This window comes from Ruminococcus flavefaciens ATCC 19208 (assembly GCF_000518765.1).
In the GTDB taxonomy this organism is placed as follows: domain Bacteria; phylum Bacillota; class Clostridia; order Oscillospirales; family Ruminococcaceae; genus Ruminococcus; species Ruminococcus flavefaciens.
In genome coordinates, this window is sequence record NZ_KI912490.1 from 572843 (window position 1) to 592757 (window position 19915).

A 19915-nucleotide genomic window follows, 5' to 3' on the forward strand; every position below is an offset into this window, starting at 1 on the left:
AATAATAACAGATTTTTTACATTTAAAGCGTACTGAAAATATTGACATTCAGCTTAAAAGAAAGTATAATAAGATTAAAGAATTATTGGAGCTTTCCAATATAAGGAGGATATAAAACATGAAAAATAAGCTAAGAAAGGCGATCGCATTGGCTGCTGCGGGAGTTATGGCAGCTGTACATTGCAGTTCAACAGGTCTTTTCAGTGCTATCGCAGCAGGTGAGGCAACTGCTGCTACAGCTTTCCCTTACACTATCGAGGGCGAAAAGATGAAAGGTGCAGACCTGTGGAAATCTATCTATCAGACAGAGATACCGGGATACTCAGGCGAAGGATTCTATTATCTCACAGCTCAGCCTGCATCATTTGAGGTCACTGTTCCCGATGACGGTATGTATTCTATCGTTGTCCGCGGAGCACAGATACTCAATGAGGGTGGCAGACAGCAGGCTGTAAAGATCAACGGAGTTAAGTATACGACACAGGCTGCTTATTCAGACAAGTGGATAGACTATGATTTCGGAATGGTACGTATGAACAAGGGCGTTAACACTATCGAATTCATCAGTGAGTACGGTTATATGGCTATTGATACTGTAACGGTGGACAATGCACAGTTCCCCGATCTTTCAAAGGCAAGCGGAACAACGGTTGATAAGAACGCTACTCCCGAGACAAAGGCTCTTATGAAGTATCTCAAGAGCGTTTACGGTAAGCATATCCTTTCGGGACAGCAGGAGATATACGGCGGCGGTCACGCTGTTGAAACTACTATCCGCTATGACGCGAATGCAAACAAGTGTGTAGATCAGGAAGGCGTTGAGTACGTTATCGACGAGGAGAGCTGGGACAAGACCGAGCAGGGCGAGAAGTTCCCGTGGCACTGCACAGGTCCTGACGGACAGGTCTATACCTACAGCACTCAGAACCGCAACTACACATATAACGATTATAACTATGAAGTAAGATACATCAAGGAGCTTACAGGCGAAGAGCCTGCTATACGCGGATTTGATTTCGGAAGCTACTGCCCCTGCTATGCATGGGACGACGGCGTTGCACAGCGTATGATCGACTGGGCTACAAAGAAAAACGGAATATGCACAGCTTCATGGCACGTAAATGTTCCGACAACAAAGGCTGACTACACTCTCGGTGAGCCTCTTGACTTCGCAAAGACAACTTATACTCAGAATACTGATTTCGTAACTGCAAACTGCATGGTAAAGGGCACTATGGAGTACGATTACTTCCAGCTCTGTATGAAAAATCTTGCTGCTGAGCTGAAAAAACTTCAGGACGCAGGCGTACCTGTGATATTCCGTCCATTCCATGAAGCTGAGGGAAATCCAAGTCATACCGACGATCCTATCGACGGTTCGGGAGCATGGTTCTGGTGGTCCAAAGAAGGCGCAGTAGTATACAACAAGCTCTGGAACTTCTTGCAGGATACTCTCACCAATGAGTACGGACTCCACAATCTTATCTGGGAGCAGAACCTCTATGCATGGTCTGACAGCTCTGCAAAATGGTACTCAGGCGATGACAAGGTGGATATCGTAGGCTTCGATAAGTACAACTGCCAGTACAACCGTCACGACGGCAAACAGCAGGGAACTCCTAACGAGGACGCTGAGGCAGGTATATTCTATACTCTTAATAAATTCGTTAACGGTAATAAAATGGTATCAATGCCTGAGAACGACTCCTGCCCGAGCCTTAACAATATGCAGGTTGAACACGCTTACTGGCTGTACTTCTGTCCGTGGTACGATTCTGAGCAGGCTCACTTCCTCTGCGGTAAGGAGTATCAGGATCCCGATACATTCAAGGAGCTTTACAAGAGCGATTTCTGCATCACACTTTCAGAGCTGCCAAAGGATCTTTACAAGGGCAGTTCAGAGCCTTCAACAAGCACGACAACAACTACTGCCAAGCCTGTAACAACTACCACTGTAACGACTTCTTCCACACCTGCTGTAGCAGCTAAGAAGTACGGCGATACAAACTGTGACGGTGAGATAGATATGTCTGATGTTGTACTCATTATGCAGTCACTTGCAAATCCTGACAAGTTCGGCATAAAGGGCACAGACAAGAACCACATCACAGCACAGGGTGAAGCAAATGGTGATGTTGATGTAAGCAGCAAGGGCATTACTTCAAACGATGCACTCCGCATACAGGAATATCTTCTCGGCAAGGTAAAAGACCTTACACCGTCAACCAAGTGATAATAAAAAACCGAAAGCACTGCTTTCGGTTTTTTTATATATTCAGCGTTCAAATGGCTTATTGAATGAACCTATCTCGATCAAATTGCCTTCGGGATCGGCAATATAGCAGGTACGCTGTCCCCATGGCTCTGTGGTGGGGGCTAATATAGGCACTGCACCTTTTTCCACAGCCTTTTTGTACTCTATATCCACTTCCTCAAATGTATCCACATACAGAGCTATCTCGGAATGACCATTCAACCCTTTGATGTATTCGTACTTGCGGCTGGTCATTTTCTCAAAATCATTTCTGCCGTAGAGCAGGAACAAAGTTCCGTCCTTTATTAGAAATACATTTGAGGTATCTTCGGCTTCTTTTATCTCAAAGCCAAGTACATCACGGTAAAAACGTATCATTTTTCCCATATCTTCAACGAATAATCCGAAGCCGTCAAGTCTCATAAGAACCTCCTAAAAAAGTATCGGTTTGTGATTGGGGATAAATTATATCATCGATGACCGAACGTCCGTCTATGAGTCTGAATACATAGATGATTATGCATGTACCGACAATAATGCCTGTAAGCTTTGACAGGACAGGTATTCCGCTGAATGAAGCGAGCCATACGCTTCCGTTCAGAAGATAGTGGAGCAGCAGGAAGCATGAGATATGCAGCACCGTCAGCGAGCCTTGTGGCAAGGAAATAAGTGATTATGCCTGTTATAATTGGCAGAAGCTTGGCGGAATTATACTTCTTCATAATAAAGAATGAAGTCACAGGAAGAGCAAGATATATAAATGCAGTTATGCAATATCCTAAAATGGTGCTGTCTGAAAAAACGATATCATTTCCGTTCATAGCATTATTTTATAACGGCAAAAGCCTGTTTGAGCGTACTTGCAGGGATAATACTTATATTATAGTCCTTTGGGTCTATAGCTGACATTGACTGCTTAGGCACTACACAGGTGGTAAAGCCCATGCGTTCAGCCTCGCGTATACGCTGTACTATATGTGATACCGAGCGAATCTCTCCGCCAAGACCTATCTCACCGAAAGCTATGAGCTGCTCGTCTATCTGCTTATCCATTATGCCTGAGTACAGAGCCATTGCTACAGGCAGGTCGCCTGCGGGCTCGTCAAGCTTGAAGCCGCCGACGATATTGAGGTAAACGTCCAGTCCGCCCATGAATATGCCGAGACGTTTTTCAAGTACGGCGATTATTATATTTAGCCTGTTGAAGTCAAATCCCGTGACCATGCGGCGCGGAGCAGAATAACTGGTCTTTGCGGCAAGTGCCTGCACCTCTGCAAGTATAGGTCGGCTGCCCTCCATGACACAGGCTACGCAGGTGCCCGATACGTTGTGGGGACGACCTTCAAGGAGCATCTGCGACGGATTTGACACCTCACGCAGTCCCTTATCCAGCATCTCGAATACACCTATCTCGTTAGTCGAGCCGAAACGATTCTTAACAGCGCGGAGTATGCGGTAGCTCTGATGCCTTTCACCCTCAAAATAAAGCACAGCATCAACGATATGCTCCATTACTTTAGGGCCTGCAATAGCACCGTCCTTGTTTACGTGACCGACGATGATTATTGGTATCTCCTGATTTTTGGCAGTGTGCATGAACAGGTTCGTGCATTCCCTAACCTGTGTAAGACTTCCAGGACTCGATGTGATATGGCTTATGCTCATGGTCTGAATGGAGTCTATTATAGTGATATCGGGAGCACTTGAAGCTATAGTCTGAGCTATTGACTCAGCATCGGTAGCTGTAAGGATATAGAGATTTTCTGTATCCACTCCAAGTCTCTGTGCACGGAGTTTTATCTGTCTTGCGGACTCTTCTCCCGAAACATAGAGTACGGAGTGATCCTCGCCGAGAAACTGGCATATCTGGAGAAGTATGGTGCTTTTTCCGATACCCGGTTCACCGCCGAGAAGAACAAGAGAGCCTTTTACAAGACCTCCGCCGAGGACTCTGTTAAGCTCTCCTATGCCTGTATCATAGCGGACATCGCTGTCTGCACCGATATCCTCAAGCTCAAGGATACTGTCGGAAAGGTCGGGAGCAGCTCCGCCCGATGCCGATGAACGCATACCCGCAGGAGCTGTATCCGCAATGTCCTCCTCGAAGCTGTTCCAAGCTCCGCAGGATGGGCATTTTCCGTTCCATTTTGTGCTTTCATAGCCGCACTGATTACAGGTGTAAATATATTTTGATTTAGCCATTTTTTACCTCATTAAGAAAAGGCTTTTTCGATATTCTCCGATGTGAGTGGATACTTTCTGCCGCAGAGCATTGTGCTGTCAGATGGCTTGAAGCCTGATATGTCAGAGCCGGCAATTGACCAGCACTGAACATTGCCGTCAAAATTTGTAGCGTAGAATATCTTTGCGTTTATATCAAAGTGTATTCCGCCGTCTGTATCACAGGTGGTATCAAGTTCTTTTATGCCGTCCTCTTCAAGGTAGAATACACGCACCTGAGAGTCATCGAGGATACCTGTGGATACGACCACCTCGGGGACTCCGTTTACATCGAGATCAACTATTTCGAATGCAGCGTCATTGAGATCCGGCTCTGCAAGTATAGAATCAAGCTTTTCCTTATACAGCTGTTTTTGGTCGTCCTTCATAACTGCGTTCCAGCATTCGGTATTGTACAGAGCATAGTTAACAGCACTATCGCCCATAGTATATTTTCTGCCAATTTGTGCTGTGACGAAATCGCGGTAAAGGTGGAGGTACTCCTCATACTTTGCAAGGGTCACCTCATTGCTGTTTATTTCGTAGCGTATGGTAGTACCGGAGGAAGCACTTCCCGAATTGTTGTAGAAATCAAACTCTTTATTGAAGCTTCCTTCCTTGAAGGTAAGGTATTCGCCTGTGGAGAAGCTTTCACCGTCGTATGAGAAACCGATAGCGGTTTGCGACGGTATGAACTGGAAAGTACCGTAAGCTCCCGTAGTGGCAATGAGGTCGGCAGTGTCGCCGATGAGCATATATACATCGCATTGCGAGGAAGCGCCCGAGGAGGGGGAGAGCACAAGCTCGGGAATATCGTCGCCTGTAAGGTCGCAAAGATCGAACATTGAGTCGTCCGAGTACCTGTCAGAGTTTTTGAAGCTGCTGATGATCATTTTGAAAGGCTGCTGCCAGTCAAAGGTCACATCAGACGGAGCAGAATTCACATCAAGCAGACTCGGCGGCGGTTCAACCGCTTTTGGGGTTTCGCTGCATCCTGTAAATGCGGAAAGAGCAGCCGCTGTGACAAGTAAAGTAGTGTTTTTCTTTATATTCACTGTTGTTGCCTCCTGATTTTATATACAAATATTGTACCACTTTTGACGAACTCTGTCAATAAATATTATTACGGGTCGAAAGTGCATTTTTTTATGAAAAACAACGGTTTTACGTTGTTAAATGCTGCCGCATCTCAGTTTCCAGAAGTATTTTCGCTTACATTCCGGAAAGTCATCAAGCACACCGTGTTCGGGGTCGTAAAAAGTACCTTCGCAGTACAGTGACCAGTGCCAGCAGCGTGGAGTTTCAAGGCTCAGCAGGCAAAGTGGCGGCAGCTGCGACTTATTATCAGCCTGTTTACGTTCATCGGATATGTAAACGCCGTGTTCGCGGAAGGTGCGCTTCATCTCTTTCAGGTCTGTTTCGCGGTCATTATCAAGGTATTGGCATATGTATTCGGGAGTTTTTTTCAGTACCATAGCAAGTACAGCCTGACCGCACTGAAGGTCTGTAGGCTCATGTATGTAATAAATATCCATTTTATCACCTCTCTGATATTTTACCATATCTGTAAAATGGTGTAAAGACTGTATTTTGGGCAAAATATCCACCTTATCTGTGTTATCGGGGTTGAAATCAGATAAAAATAGATGTATAATATATAAAATAGATAAAATATAGAATGGATGTACAATAAAATTATACACTTATACTATAAAGTGGTAATTTAATGATGTTATAGAAAGAGGGTATTAAAATGAGGAAAAACTTGATCCAAAAAACTATCAGTACAGCTGCGGCATTATGTGTACTGATACAGCCGTCGGTACAGATAATACCGCGGACCACCGCAGCAAACACAGCGATCAGCTATTCAAATGCAGTCATAGCCAATAAGGGCTCAGCCGCAGGCGATGCCGTTATCAAGGGCAGTAGCGCGGCGGTAGTGTACGACAGTACCCTGAGATCCGATGTGCTCGACCTGCACGGAGATTCCTTCGGCAGCGGCTGGTTACAGCTCCCTGCAATGTTTGGCAATGGCTGTGAGAACGGTTTCAGCTTTTCATTGAAGTATAAGCTGGACAGCGGGGCTGAAAACTATACAAGGCTTTTTCAGTTCTCGCCCGTACCCTTCGGAGCAGGTGCAGCACCCAGTTATTCTTCACCCGATATATCAATCGACCTGAAAGACAAGAAGTCATTCAGAACAAGTATATTCGTGGGCAAGGGAACAACTACCGAGAACGATGACAAGCACAGGGCTATATTCGATGTTCAGTCTGCTCCCGACAGTGGAAAATGGCATGAGCTTACGGCTGTATATTCAAAGAATAAGGCTGAATTCTACATTGACGGCAAGCTGCAAAGCATAAGTGATGCGGATACTCTTACTGACACTATGAACAGCCTTTTCAGTGAGGGAGTCCTGCCGTCTTATATCTACAATTCAATAGGACATTCGGTGTATTCCGACAATGATATAAAAGCCTGCGTGGACGATGTTGCGCTTTACGGCTATGCACTTACCCCGCAGCAGGCAGTAGCTCTGCCAAATGATCCGTTGTATCTTTACACATTCGAGGAGGATACAATAACCGAGGGCGAGGCTGTTCCCGAGCAGGAAAATGCCACAGCCCGCGACGGCACAGTTCTTACAAGCATTCCCGAGTATGAGACTGTTTCTCCTGACGGCACTCTGGTAACAAAATTCTGGAAAGACAGCAAGGGCAGCTATTACTATTCCGTAAGAAAGCAGAGCCACGGCACATGGGGCACAGTCATCGAGCCCTCAAAGCTGGGACTTGTCACTACTACCGAGGATCTGTCATCGGGCTTTTCACAGACAGCTCCTGCGGCTGCAACTGTTGAGCATGACGAAACCTACTCAATGCCATACGGCAAGCATTCTAAAATACGAGACAACTACAAGGAAATATCATTTCCGCTGAAAAAGGGCAGTTCTACCCTGACAGTCTATTTCCGAGTTTATGACGACGGTATGGGCTTCAGATATGCCCTTGATCACGGCGCAACAATAAAGGAGGAGACCAGTCAGGTCATCTTCCCGAGCCAGAGCAAGTTCTGGGGCAACTGGCCAAACGCCACTTATGAGTGGGACATGGTCGAGCTCCCAAGAGACAGGGCAAATGAGACCAATGCTACCTACTCCTGCCCGTATACAGGCGTTATCAACGATAAGTACTGGGTAACTGTCACAGAGGCAAGCGTTTTCAATGAGGACAATCCCTACTGTGCAGGCTCTCTCCAGTTTATCGGCAATTATCACAGTCTCCGCTTCAAGGGCGGCGTCAAGGTAAGCGGCATCACGATGAGCAGCGCTTTCCATACTCCGTGGAGAGCAGTAGTCATCGGCGACAGCCTTGATCAGATGTCATCCAGCGACCTTGTACTCAACCTCAATCCGCCCTCGGTCATAGAGGATACAAGCTGGATACGTCCCGGCAAGACTGCATGGTCATGGTGGAGCAGCGGCGGTGATTCACCTGTTGAATACCACACTCAGAAGGACTATATCGACTTTGCGGCAGACAACGGCTGGGATTTCGTATGTCTCGACTTCGGCTGGGCTCTCTGGGACGACAGTGAAGATAAGGTCAAGGAACTATGCGAGTACGGCGCAGAGCGAGGTATAGGCATCTATCTCTGGTACGGCGTTAACAACAAGGGACATTCAGGCTATAAGGACAGCAAGGGAAATCCTGCATATCCATATTATTCGCTCCTTGATGAAGCAACTATAGTACGTGAGTTCAAGCGCATAAGAGGTCTTGGAGTAAGCGGAGTCAAGGTAGACTACTACGAGAGCGACACTCAGGAGACCATGAAGCAGATGAACCTCTGCGCAAAGATAGCTGCTGAAAATCATCTCATGGTGCTCTTCCACGGCTGTACCATTCCACGCGGCGAAAGCAGAACATATCCTAATATAGTTTCATATGAGGCTGTAAACGGAACAGAGTACTACAAGTGGTTTGACGCTCCTGCACTGGCTAACCGCGTCTCCTACACATTCACAAGAAATGTAGCCGGCTCGGCAGACTTCACACCTACCGGTATACCAATATACGGCATAAAGGCTACAGCAGGCTTTGCACTTGCCGACGTTGTAACTATCGAGTCCGGCATACAGCACTTCGCACATTCTGTATACACCTATCAGGGCAACAAGGCTCTGCCGTTTCTCAATGATGTTCCCGTTGCATGGGACGATATGAAAGTACTTGACGGCTATCCCATGCAGTTCAACGTTACCGCAAGAAGAAGCGGAAGCGACTGGTACGTAGGAGCTTCCACGCTGTCGGCAAGAAAGGTCACTGTAAAGCTTTCCGAGCTTATTGACGATGACGGAACATATACAGCTTATCTCTTCGGTGATAACAAGGACGGCAGCGAGCTTGAATTCAGGGTAATTCGAGACGTTACCAAGGACAGCGTTATCGAGGAGCAGCTCCTTGCAAACGGCGGTTTTGCAATGAAGATAACCAAGAGCGGCATGAAGCTTACGACTCCGTACAGCAATTTCAAATTCTACGAAGCTGAGAAGGCTAATATATCAGGCAATGCGAGAATCACCTCTGGCAAGGACGGCAAGTACAGCTCCGGAAGCGCATACGTAGGCTATATCGGCGGCGGAGCTAACAATGCAGTCACATTCGAGAACGTAAATGTTGACAAGGCAGGGGAGTATACTCTCCGTATCTACTATGTATCGGGCGAGAGAAGAAGCCTCAGCGTAGATGTAAACGGCACAAACGCAGGCAGACTGGACGGACTTTATGCAAACAAGAACGACTGGTCGGGTATTGCGGCTGTTGATACCAAGGTCACTCTGAAAGCAGGCAATAACACTGTCAAGCTTTACAACGCCAGCGGCAATGGTCCGTCTATCGACCGTATCTCAGTGGCTATACCATTTGAAGAGGTAGTCGGCGACATTAATCAGGACGGAGCTTTCAATGTGGCTGACCTTGTGCTCATGCAGAAATATCTGCTTGGAGCAGCTTCATTCAATAAGCAGCAGTTTGCTGCGGCTGATCTGAATAGGGACGAGATAATAGATATCTATGACCTTATAAAGTTCCGTAAAAATCTCATTTCAAAATGAGACAAAAGTTTTAGAAATATAATGTAATTTATTGCGGAAAGCTCTCCTATGAAAGCTTTCCGCGATGTTTTTTCAATAATAAAAATAAATACTTCTGTATCATTGTGTCAGCTGCTTATGACAGCATTTTTTATAACATATGAATATTTTTGCTGTAAGATATTGATATTTTCCGATATTTATGTTATAATAAAGTATTACAAATCTCAGTTTAATATTCAACTTATTTACAAAAAGGGGTGCAATAATGGATAGACCAATAGAAATTGGTGTTATCGTCGCGGGGATCGACGAAGAATACCAGAATGCTGTTTTAGACGGGATCAAAAAATGTGCTAAGAGATACAGAGCTAATATCTCGTGCTTCTGTTCATTTAGCGGTGTACTTGCCAGCCGAAAGTTCGACATCGGCGAATACAATATCTTCAATCTCATAAATTACGATAAATTCGATGGAATGATACTTCTTACCAATACTATCAGTGACCCTATCGAAAAAGAAAAAATAACCTCAAAGGTAAAAAAATCGGGACTTCCCGTAACAGTCCTCGACTGCGACACATATCCCGAATTCATAAACATAAGTATAGACAATTACAAGGCTATGCGTTCACTTGTGGATCATATCCTTGAAGAGCATAAGGTCACTCTTGTAAACTACATTTCGGGGCCGCTTGCCAACCCTGAGGCTTCTGCAAGACTTAATGCATTCTATGACTCTATGGACGCTCATTCAATACCCGTAGATAATGACCGTGTTTATCTGGGAGAATTCAGAGCGGCTGACGGCAAAAAAGGTGTAGATCAGTTCATAAGCTCTGGAATGCCCCGTCCGCAGGCTATAATATGCGCCAATGACGCAATGGCGCTTGCTGCAATAGAGGAGCTTAACAATTTCGGATATAATGTTCCCGATGATGTCATAGTAACAGGCTTTGACAATACCTATAATGCTCAGCATCACGTGCCCGCACTTACCACCGTATCACGCCCTCTTGAAGAAGCAGGATATAAAGCCTGCGAAATACTTATAAAGATCGCAAACGGCGAAGAGTATGACAATAATACGTCTCTTGATGCAGTTCCTGTGTTCAATGAAAGCTGCGGCTGTAAAAATCCTGAAAATACCGATTCAATAGAATTTAAAACTTCTTATTATAAGCTGCTCAATAAATGCAAAAGGGACATTTCGCTCCTGAACCGCATGACTACCGAGCTTGCCGAAAAAGACGAGCTTGATGATAATCTTCGCACGATCACCTTCTTTATACGCGATATAAAATGCGAAAGATTCTGTATCTGCCTCTGTTCAAACTGGGACGCAACCGCATCAGGAAATGCCTCAAATGATAAATCCAATACTATCCAGACTAAGGGCTATACTACAAAAATGAGTGCCCCTCTGATATTTGATAATGGTACAAATATTCCTGTCAAGGAATTTCCAAGCTCGGATATGCAGCCTGTTCCATTAAAGAACGGCGGTAATATAAGCTTCTTTATGCCGCTTCATTTCCGCGAGCACTGTCTCGGATACTATATCTTTGTGAACAGCAGCTTCCCTACAAAGAGTCTGCTATGTCACTCGCTTTTGCTGAACATCAGCAACTCAATTGAAAATGTCAGAAAACTGATACATATGAACGGCATGATAGATGAGCTCGACCGCCTTTACGTTATCGACCCGCTCTGCAATATCTACAATAGAAACGGTTTTATCAGAGAAGCTGACAAAATGGTAAAGAACTGTCTTGAGACAAAACAGAAGCTCCTTATTGCCTTCATAGATATGGATGGTCTGAAGATAATAAACGATAATTTCGGACATAAAGAGGGCGACTTTGCTCTCCGACAGTTTGCAAACGTTGTAAACGAATGCTGCCGCGGCAGCAGGATATGCGCACGTTTCGGCGGTGATGAATTCATTATCTTCGGCGAAAATGCCTATGAAGAGGATATTGACGCTCTTGAAAGTGTTTTTCATGTTCAGCTGAAAAAAATGAACCGACTTATCAATAAGCCCTATGAGCTTGATGCAAGTATAGGTACTATAGTTACCGAGGTAAATGCCGATACCACACTCTTCAATCTTATAACACAAGCTGATGAGATAATGTATGAGGAGAAAAAACGCAAACGTACTTCTCGCTACCTCAGACACGACTGATATTATAACAAAACGCCTCGATTATACATCGGGGCGTATATTATCAAAGCAGCGGAGCGAACATATTGAGTACAGCTCCTGCTATTTTTTTTGAAACCGATCGTTTTTCACAGTCCTCAATAGTTATTAGCTGCGAAAGCTCGGCTGTTTTATTGAAATCACGCACTATCTCTTTTATAACGGAGCATTCGTAAAGCACACTTCCGCATTCAAAATGCAGATAAAAGCTCCTGTAATCGAAATTGATTGTTCCCACAAGTGCGGTCTTGCCGTCTGCAACACAGGTCTTTGCGTGGATAAATCCGGGAGTGTATTCGTATATCTTTACTCCCATTGCCGTGAGCTGAGCGTAGTTGTTCCACGCTATCATGTGGACATACCACTTGTCAGGGATATGCGGAGTAATTATCCTTACATCGACTCCCTTTTTTGCGGCAAAACCGAGAGCATTCGTCATCTCCTCATCAAGTATCAGATAGGGTGTGGTAATGCAGACGTATTCACGGGCATTATTTATAAGTTCAAGGTATACACGCTTTCCCACAGGTTCTTCATCAAGGGGAGAGTCGGAAAAGGGCTGTACAAAGCCGTCATTTTCAAGCATTGAAAGATACTGGGGCTGCTTCGGTCTGAATCTGATGATCTCGCTGTTTTCAGCCTTTTCCCAGAGCTGAAGAAACATGACCGTATAATTCCACACAGCCTGTCCGCGTATCATTACTGCCGTATCCTTCCAGTGACCGAAACGTTCCCTGCGGTTGATATATTCGTCTGCAAGATTAGTACCGCCGTTAAAGGCTGTATGACCGTCAATAATCACGATTTTTCTGTGGTCGCGGTTGTTCTGTACAGATGATATCATAGGACGGAACGGATTGAATACCTTGCACTTTATCCCATTCTCAGCAAGCTTGCGGAACGGCTTGACGGAGTTCATCATACCTGTGCCTATGCCGTCATACATCAGCCTTATGTCTACTCCATCAGCTGCTTTTTTTATGAGAAGCTTTGAAATAGTATCGAACATATAACCTTCGGTGATTATAAAAAATTCAAGGAAGATAAAATGCTTTGCGGAATCTATTTCCTCTAAAAGCTTTTCAAACTGGATCTCGCCCAGCGGGAAATATTCCGTATTAAGATTTCTGTAAACAGGATACATACCGTGTTCCGCAACATATCTTGCAAGATTCAGTGCATCGGGACACATGGCAGACAGCTCATTCATTACATCATTATCCTGCACAAGAAGCGTTCTTGTCTGCTTCTGATTCCGCATATCAAGAGATTTCGGAAACTGCTGTGAAAGCTTCAGGAAAAGATAGGATATGCCGCCCATGAGCGGGAAAGCACTGATAATTACTATCCATGTGAAACGGTACGCTATAGGTTCATTCTTGTTTGTGATGTATATAGCAAGGATTATATCAAGGATAATAAGAATGAAGTATACAAAGTAAAAACGTGTTCCGAGACTTGCTACAGCCAGCATAAGAAAAGCTATCTGAAGCAGGAGAAGAATAACGAATGCAGCGTTTGTACTGAGGACACTGCTGAGAAGCTTTTTTATCTTCATTTTCCACCTCCTGATGATGATATAATAATTATAGCATAAATGCTAAGAAATAGCAACGACCGCGGCAGAATAGTTCACGATTTTCTGTCATAAAAAATATGAAAGGACGATATGCATGAATAATATCAGACCATATGAAAGAAATGTTTATTACTATGAAACAGATAAAATGGGGATAATGCACCATTCAAACTACATAAGGATATTCGAGGAGACAAGAATACATTTCCTTAACGAAGCAGGAATGCCCTTTGAACAGATAGAAGCGCAGGGGATATTAATGCCCGTGCTCTCTGTGGAGTGCAGATACAAGCGTCCACTTGTTTTTGATGAACCATTTGCAGTATACCCAAAAATCATAAAGTTTAACGGTACGACCCTGTATCTTGAATATAAACTCATAAGCCGAAAAACAGGTGAAATATGCGTCGAGGGCAGTTCATCACACTGCTTTACCGATCTTGATATGAAACCTCTCAGGACTAAAAACAAATATCCTGATATATATAAAGTATTCAACGATTATGTCGGCTATGAAATAAAAGAATGATAACAAAAAAGCTCCCTTCACAGGAGCTTTTTTATGTTAGAGTTTGTATAGTCAGTACTGACTGATTTTAACAGAGGTCAAGAGATCTCTTCGATCCTTACATTTGAAATATATACTGTAGCAGTTGAACCTCTGTGGCCGAGATTGTATTCAAGTCGTCCCTTTGGATCGTCCTTTTCCTTCATCTCGAATTCATAGGTAAATGTCTGCTTTTCTGGAGTTACAGTAAGCTTTGTGTCCTCGAAATATCTTATCCAGCCTGCCTCGGGAGCAGATACACATGTGATGATCTCTCTTTCCTCATCTGCATATGCATCAAAGGTAAGCTTGTACTTCTTGCCCTTTATCATCGGGATATCAGGCTGTACCAGCTGTACCGAGTAATCCTCTGTACCTTCCTTTTCGGAAGTGATAACGATCATATTGTCCTTTATCTCAGCTGCACCCTCACCGCCGTTGAAGAGCAGGAACTTCCAGTTTACATCATCAGTGAGATCCTCTGCCTCTGAGAAATCTCCGTTGTAGATGTAGTTGCCGTCTTCCAGCGGTTCACGGTAAGACTTTTCGGGCTTCTTAACGTTTGTATCGTATTCGGGCTTCTGATAAACTCTTACATAGTCTATCTCGAACTCTGCATTGTCAAAGTTTGTAGTCTCGTCAGGATTTCCGGGCCATGTTCCGCCTACTGCCAGGTTCATCTGAACGAAGAATGGCTGATCGAAAGGTGCAGGATACGGCTTTTCGTCCTCGCCCTGAACAGCCGTGAACCAGTCGTTTACTGTATTGTAAAGGTTTCCGTCGATATACCAGCGTATCTCACCCGGCTCCCACTCTACAGAGAATTCATGGAAGCTGTCAGCATAGGTCTGACCTGTAAGGTTCCATGTGCCCTGCTTTTCGCCGTGAGGTTCGCCGTAATGGAGAGTACCGTATGCAGTGCTTACGTTGTTTCCGAGTACTTCCATAATGTCGATCTCGCCGCATTTAGGCCACTGTCCGTAGTAGCTCTCGTCCTTTGGCATCATCCATATAGCAGGCCATAAGCCCTGTCCTTCGGGGACTTTAGCACTTACAACTACTTTACCGTAAGTAAAATCTGTCTTGTTCTGACCTGTTACCTTGCCTGAGGTATAGTAGTCCTTTCCGTCCTTTTCAGATTTGATAGCCTTGATTACCAGCTTTCCGTCACGGATAAATACATTATCTGTCGAGGTAGTGTATTCCTGTAACTCTTCGTTAGTCCAGCCGGGTTCATGAGGCTCGTAGTTCCACTTGCTTTCGTCAAGTGCATCAGCACTGAATTCATCGTTCCAGATAAGATCGTAGCCCTCTATCTCAGGTACGTCAGCCTCATCGGGAGCAGCAGCCTCTGTAGTTGTCTCGGCAGCAGATGTGGTTTCAGGTGCTTTTGTAGTATCATTGCTTTCGTTTTTATCTCCGCAGCCTGCTGCTGAAACGATCATTGCAAGAGCTGCGATAAATGATAAAGCCTTGTAATTCTTCATGTTTATTCCTCCTTAAATGAGAGGTTTATTCTCTTATGGCATTATTATAACTTTTTACTGCAAAAAATTATAGCAAAATACACTGATTTATGGTAAACTGGTGATGTAATAAAATGTGCAGCTCTGTTGCCATATCTCATCATACTGTGAAATAAACCAAGCCCGAAAGCGTTTCCGAGGTCGCTTCGGGCTTGGTAAATATAGGAGAGGTGATTATTTCGTTATGGTTCGAGGGACTCTACAAGTCCGAGGAGATACTTCTGTATCTGCATAGCGTCATTGTTTGTGATGCCGCTCTTGCCGTTTTCGTAAACGTCTGCATTGCGCTGACCCTGTTCGGTGATATGGTGCTCGTCGGTACCGTTCAGACCGAATTTGTTAGGATTAGCCAGTGACTGCATTATAAGAACTATATCATTCATTGCAACTTCGCCGTCGCAGTCTGCATCGCCGTAGAGTATATCTTCATCAGGTATATCCTGCGGTGCTTCTGCAATATTGTCGAAGTCAAGCCAGAGCTGTACATATTCGCTGTCGGCTGTATAAGCAGGAGAAGCGGTGTTCTGTGAGGCGAGCTCAGATGCTGTAAGAGCCTTGCTGTATACTCTCATCTCGTAGAAGTCAGCCTGTGAATTTCTGCCTGTTTCGGGGCAGGCACCAAGAGTAAGCGGATAGCCCGAGTGAGCAACTCCTGACGAGCCTCCTGCCTTTTCGGCAAGCATCTTACCATCGCAGTATACTCTCAGCATATTGTTTTCCGCATCGTAAATACCTGCTACCTGATGCTTCCTGCCTATCCAGTCTGAACCGAGAGTCGCACTTACGCTGTTCCATTCTCCGCCTGAATAGATGAAGAAATAGAGTACGGAAGGTTCTGCTCTGAGTCCGAATGAATAGTCGCCCTTGCTTGCGAACATATTGTACTGCTGCGAGCCTGTAGGAACTAAATTTGTCTCAACTGTAAAGGAGTTTTTGCCTTCAAGTGCGCTTTCGAGCCTGCTGCATGAAGGTATGGTAACAGCGCCTGATACGTAATTGCCGTCGCTTGAATTTGTGAGCTTAGCACCTGAGCCAATAGGCACCTGTAAAGCATTGCTGCTCTTGTCCTGAATAACTGCGCCGTCTGAGCGGAGCTTAGCTGCGAGAGTGGTCATATCCTTGCCTGTGCTTGATGAATCTACAGGGATAATGGTGTATTTCCAGCTGTAAGGTCTGCCTGAGGGAAGTCTGTACTGTTCAAGAGTACCCTGACCGCAGGTAGCGCTTCCTGTACCCATTGAGCCGTAGTCAACGCTGAGGATAGTCTCGCTTCTTGGCTTCAGCTTGTATGGGTGGTCGGCATTCTGGAGATCCTCGGGCATGAAGTGGAGAGCGCTTGCCTCTACTTTTCCGTCAGCGGCAATGAGAAGGCTTGAACCCTTGCTCTCGTTCTGAACGGCTATCCACTTGACGTCTGTGAGGTTTCCGCAGTCGTCAGCCTTGAGGTAAGGATAGAACATTTCTGAAACTGTGGATTCCCATACGCCCTGTCTGCCGTTGGTCTTACGGTCGTTGAATGTCTCGACAGGACCGTTTCCGTACCAGCTGAGCTTCTCTGCGCCTGCGGGGAGCTTCATAAACGAGCCCACGCGGATAAAGTTGCCCAGTCCCTTGTTTATTGCGTTTACGTTGAACTCAACGTCAACTGTGCCGTTGCAGTGGATAGTGTATGTGATGTCAACTGTAGTGCCGCCTGCATTCGGAAGTGAAAGGTGTGAGATTATCTGCTTCTCGCCGCCGTCTAAGTCCTTGACGTCGATAGCGTTGCACTTTGCGCCCTTCATGGCGTCGCGCCACTTTTTGTCGTATAAGCCGTTAGCGCCCCAGCCTGTGTCGTTTTCAACATTGCCGCGCCAGAAGTTGGGAGTCGGTCCCTCGTCGATGAGGGCGTCGCCCTTGTATGCATAGGTCTTCATAAGACCTGTTGACTTGTCGATGATGAAGTTGAAGTCCTTGCCTGTAGGAACATAGCCGCTTGGAGTATCAACAATAGTGACAGGCTCGCTGCCCTTGTCCACTCTTGCGGTAGTTCCGCTGCCCTGTAAAGGTATCTGACCGTAGGATATCTCAGTGCCCTCGGGAACGAGCTCAGTGCCGTTCTTTGTAGCAACTGAGATCTCGATGAAGAATTCATCGCCTGCAAGGTATTTCTTTGGAAGTGAATACGGAACGCTGATAGTACCTCTTGTGAGAGGAGCAACATCGGGATTTTCCACCTTGCCGCTCTGTATCTCGATACCGTTCTGGAGCAGCTTCCACGTAACATCGAAGCTGCTGAGATTCACGAAGTTGTTTTCGTTATATACGCCTACCTGTTTCTTTTCCAGCTGTGAAGCATCAGCAGAGAACCAGAAGTTCTGATACTGATACTTTACCTCGGCAAGCTCGGGCTGAGGAGTTCTGTCAGGGCTGATGAGTCCGTTCTCGCAGAAGCTTCCGTCATTTGGACGGTCACCCCAGTCGCCGCCGTAGCCGTAGTAATTACCCTTAGCCTCGTCCTTGTAAAGGTTAGCCTTTGCGTATGATTCCGAGTAATAGTCCCAGCCGCCGTTAGGAACCTTGACAGCTCTTGACTGGTCTACCCAGTCCCAGATGAAGCCGCCCATCATATTGTCGGCTTTTCTGATGTTGTCCCAGTACTCCTTGAGAGCGCCCACGGAGTTGCCCATAGCATGGTCATACTCGCACATAACGTAGGGCATCTTGCCCTGACCTGCATTGTAGGCTATATTGCCCGAGCCCGGATACATATTGCTCTTCATGTCAACGCCCATTGCATTGTCCTGACCTTCACTGTGTACAGGACGGGTGTAGTCGTTCTTCTTGAAGTACCATATCATATCGCGGAACATACCGCCTGCGTCGCTTGCGTTGCCTGTATAGCCCATTTCGTTTCCGATAGACCATGCAACTATGGCAGGATTGTTTTTCAGGCGCTTGTAGGCAGTTTCTGTTCTGTCCATAGCGAGCTCGTAGAACAGAGCCTTAGTGTTGTTGTTCTTGCCGTCCTGAAGCGCATGGCACTCCATATTGGTCTCGCCCATAACGTACATACCGTACTTATTGCAGAGCCAGTAAAGGTATGAATCGTTGCTGTAGTGTGATGTTCTTATAGCGTTGATGTTGTTCTTTTTCATAAGAGAAACGTCCTCGCGGATAGTTTCCTGAGGTACAGCCTTGCCGTAGAACGGGTCTGTATCATGGCGGTTTACGCCTTTGAGGAGCAGACGCTTGCCGTTGATAGTGATAGGCTGCCACTGCTTTGTGGTCAGTCTGTATGAGCCGTCGACCTCTGCACGGGTGAAGTTTATCTCGCGGAAGCCAAGCTGAGTGGACAGTATCTCCTGTACATTGCCGTTGCCGTCAGTAAGCTTCAGAACGAGAGCATAGATATTCGGCTTTTCAGCTGACCAAAGCTTCGGTGAAGCTACCGAGGTCTTGATAGTGCAGCTGCCCTTGTTTCCGTTGAGAGAGTCTATCTTTGCGGACGCACCGCTGAGTATATTGTTTCCGTCCTCGTCGTATGCCTCGGCAGTAACGCTCCAGCCGTTCTTGGCATTGCCTGAGAGGTTTGCAATATCCATTGCTATCTCAAGCTCGGCATTGGTGAAGCTGTCGTCAAGGTCTGTGCGGACGGTATAGTCTCTTATCTGTACATCGGGAGCACTTACGAGGAAAACGTCGCGGAAGATACCGCCGTCGTAGATCATATCCTGATCCTCGAACCACGTACCGTCACAGAATTTATGTACCTCTACTGCAAGAGTGTTCTCACCGTCAGTGAGCAGGTCGGTTATATCGAAGCGGTGAGGGCTGAATGTGTCCTCGCTGTAGCCTACAGCAGTACCGTTTACATATACATAGTATGCGGATTCTACGCCGTCAAACTCGATGTATACTCGTCTGCCAGATTTGCGCATTGCGCTGTCAACAGTGAACTTCTTGCGGTAAAGTCCCACAGGATTATAGTTTGTGGGAGCCTGTGGAGCAGGTACGTAGCTGTCGTATTTTGACTGCCATGGCTGACCGACATTGGTGTAGATAGAGAAGTCAAAACCCTGACGGGTCCAGCTTTTGGGGAGCTGTACTGTTTTCCAGCCCTGTGCAGATGAGGGATGATAGTCTGGTTTTAAGCAGCCTGCATTGATGTGAGAACTTGCCTGCTGTGAGTTCTGAACTACGACCAGATCCCAGTCCTCGTTCTTTCCTGTGAGCATCTGCAAATACTCTGATTCCTCACGTGCGTTATAGTCCCATACTGCGTTTACGGCAGCTTCTGTGGAATGATAGGGCACAGGGTTGCATGATGCGGCTTCGCGGTTTACCTGAAATACGTCCTCCGCACCGTTCTGACCCGTCCATTCTTTTCCTGTGAAGGAAATAGCAGCGGCTTTTTGCGGGACTGTGAAGCCGAATGATGTGGCGGCTGTCATGACAGCTACAATAGCTGACACAATACGTCGTTTCATAATTAAGATCCTC

The 19915-nt window shown here is 45.9% G+C and carries 12 protein-coding genes; 4 read left to right on the forward strand and 8 right to left on the reverse strand.

The window, feature by feature from the left end:
* The first annotated feature begins 118 nt into the window (after positions 1-118).
* The gene (locus L870_RS0112625; protein WP_028518449.1) at positions 119-2233 is read left to right on the forward strand and encodes a glycosyl hydrolase; all 2115 of its coding nucleotides are present in this window, start codon (positions 119-121) and stop codon (positions 2231-2233) included.
* A 42-nt stretch (positions 2234-2275) separates the two neighbouring features.
* On the opposite strand, the gene L870_RS0112630 is transcribed toward L870_RS0112625, so the two are convergent.
* The 5 genes from L870_RS0112630 to L870_RS0112650 form a co-directional block, all read right to left on the reverse strand.
* Positions 2276-2677 (reverse strand): VOC family protein, encoded by a 402-nt coding sequence (locus L870_RS0112630; protein ID WP_028518450.1) that lies wholly within the window; start codon positions 2675-2677, stop codon positions 2276-2278.
* Positions 2667-2894 carry a hypothetical protein gene (locus L870_RS0112635; RefSeq protein WP_028518451.1) on the reverse strand — a complete coding sequence of 76 codons (228 nt, stop codon included), beginning with the start codon at positions 2892-2894 and terminating at the stop codon, positions 2667-2669. The genes L870_RS0112630 and L870_RS0112635 overlap by 11 nt, the downstream gene beginning before the upstream one ends.
* A 185-nt stretch (positions 2895-3079) precedes the next feature.
* Positions 3080-4456: a DNA repair protein RadA gene (gene radA, locus L870_RS0112640; RefSeq protein ID WP_028518452.1), complete on the reverse strand. Its 1377-nt coding sequence runs from the start codon at positions 4454-4456 to the stop codon at positions 3080-3082.
* An 11-nt stretch (positions 4457-4467) separates the two neighbouring features.
* On the reverse strand, positions 4468-5529 hold the full coding sequence (locus tag L870_RS0112645) for a hypothetical protein (protein WP_028518453.1): 1062 nt from the start codon (positions 5527-5529) through the stop codon (positions 4468-4470).
* A 117-nt stretch (positions 5530-5646) separates the two neighbouring features.
* Entirely contained in the window at positions 5647-6009 is a 363-nt protein-coding gene (locus tag L870_RS0112650; RefSeq protein ID WP_028518454.1) for a hypothetical protein, read from the reverse strand.
* A 218-nt stretch (positions 6010-6227) separates the two neighbouring features.
* Here L870_RS0112650 and L870_RS0112655 point away from each other — a divergent pair, with 218 nt between their 5' ends.
* Together L870_RS0112655 and L870_RS0112665 are read left to right on the forward strand one after the other, a co-directional pair.
* On the forward strand, positions 6228-9596 hold the full coding sequence (locus L870_RS0112655; RefSeq protein ID WP_028518455.1) for a glycoside hydrolase family 97 N-terminal domain-containing protein: 3369 nt from the start codon (positions 6228-6230) through the stop codon (positions 9594-9596).
* Positions 9597-9843: 247 nt separating this feature from the next.
* Positions 9844-11763: a substrate-binding and GGDEF domain-containing protein gene (locus tag L870_RS0112665; RefSeq protein WP_028518457.1), complete on the forward strand. Its 1920-nt coding sequence runs from the start codon at positions 9844-9846 to the stop codon at positions 11761-11763.
* Between the two features lie 43 nt (positions 11764-11806).
* Here L870_RS0112665 and cls read toward each other — a convergent pair whose 3' ends face one another.
* Positions 11807-13339 carry a cardiolipin synthase gene (gene cls / locus L870_RS0112670; RefSeq protein WP_028518458.1) on the reverse strand — a complete coding sequence of 511 codons (1533 nt, stop codon included), beginning with the start codon at positions 13337-13339 and terminating at the stop codon, positions 11807-11809.
* 115 nt (positions 13340-13454) lie between these two features.
* On the opposite strand from cls, the gene L870_RS0112675 reads away from it, so the two are divergent.
* The gene (locus tag L870_RS0112675; protein ID WP_028518459.1) at positions 13455-13889 is read left to right on the forward strand and encodes an acyl-CoA thioesterase; all 435 of its coding nucleotides are present in this window, start codon (positions 13455-13457) and stop codon (positions 13887-13889) included.
* A gap of 77 nt (positions 13890-13966) precedes the next feature.
* Here the strand turns inward: L870_RS0112675 and L870_RS0112680 are convergent, their stop codons facing one another.
* Entirely contained in the window at positions 13967-15394 is a 1428-nt protein-coding gene (locus L870_RS0112680; protein ID WP_028518460.1) for a family 16 glycosylhydrolase, read from the reverse strand.
* A 221-nt stretch (positions 15395-15615) separates the two neighbouring features.
* Positions 15616-19902: a glycoside hydrolase family 2 TIM barrel-domain containing protein gene (locus L870_RS17660; RefSeq protein WP_051411557.1), complete on the reverse strand. Its 4287-nt coding sequence runs from the start codon at positions 19900-19902 to the stop codon at positions 15616-15618.
* Between the last annotated feature and the right edge of the window lie 13 nt (positions 19903-19915).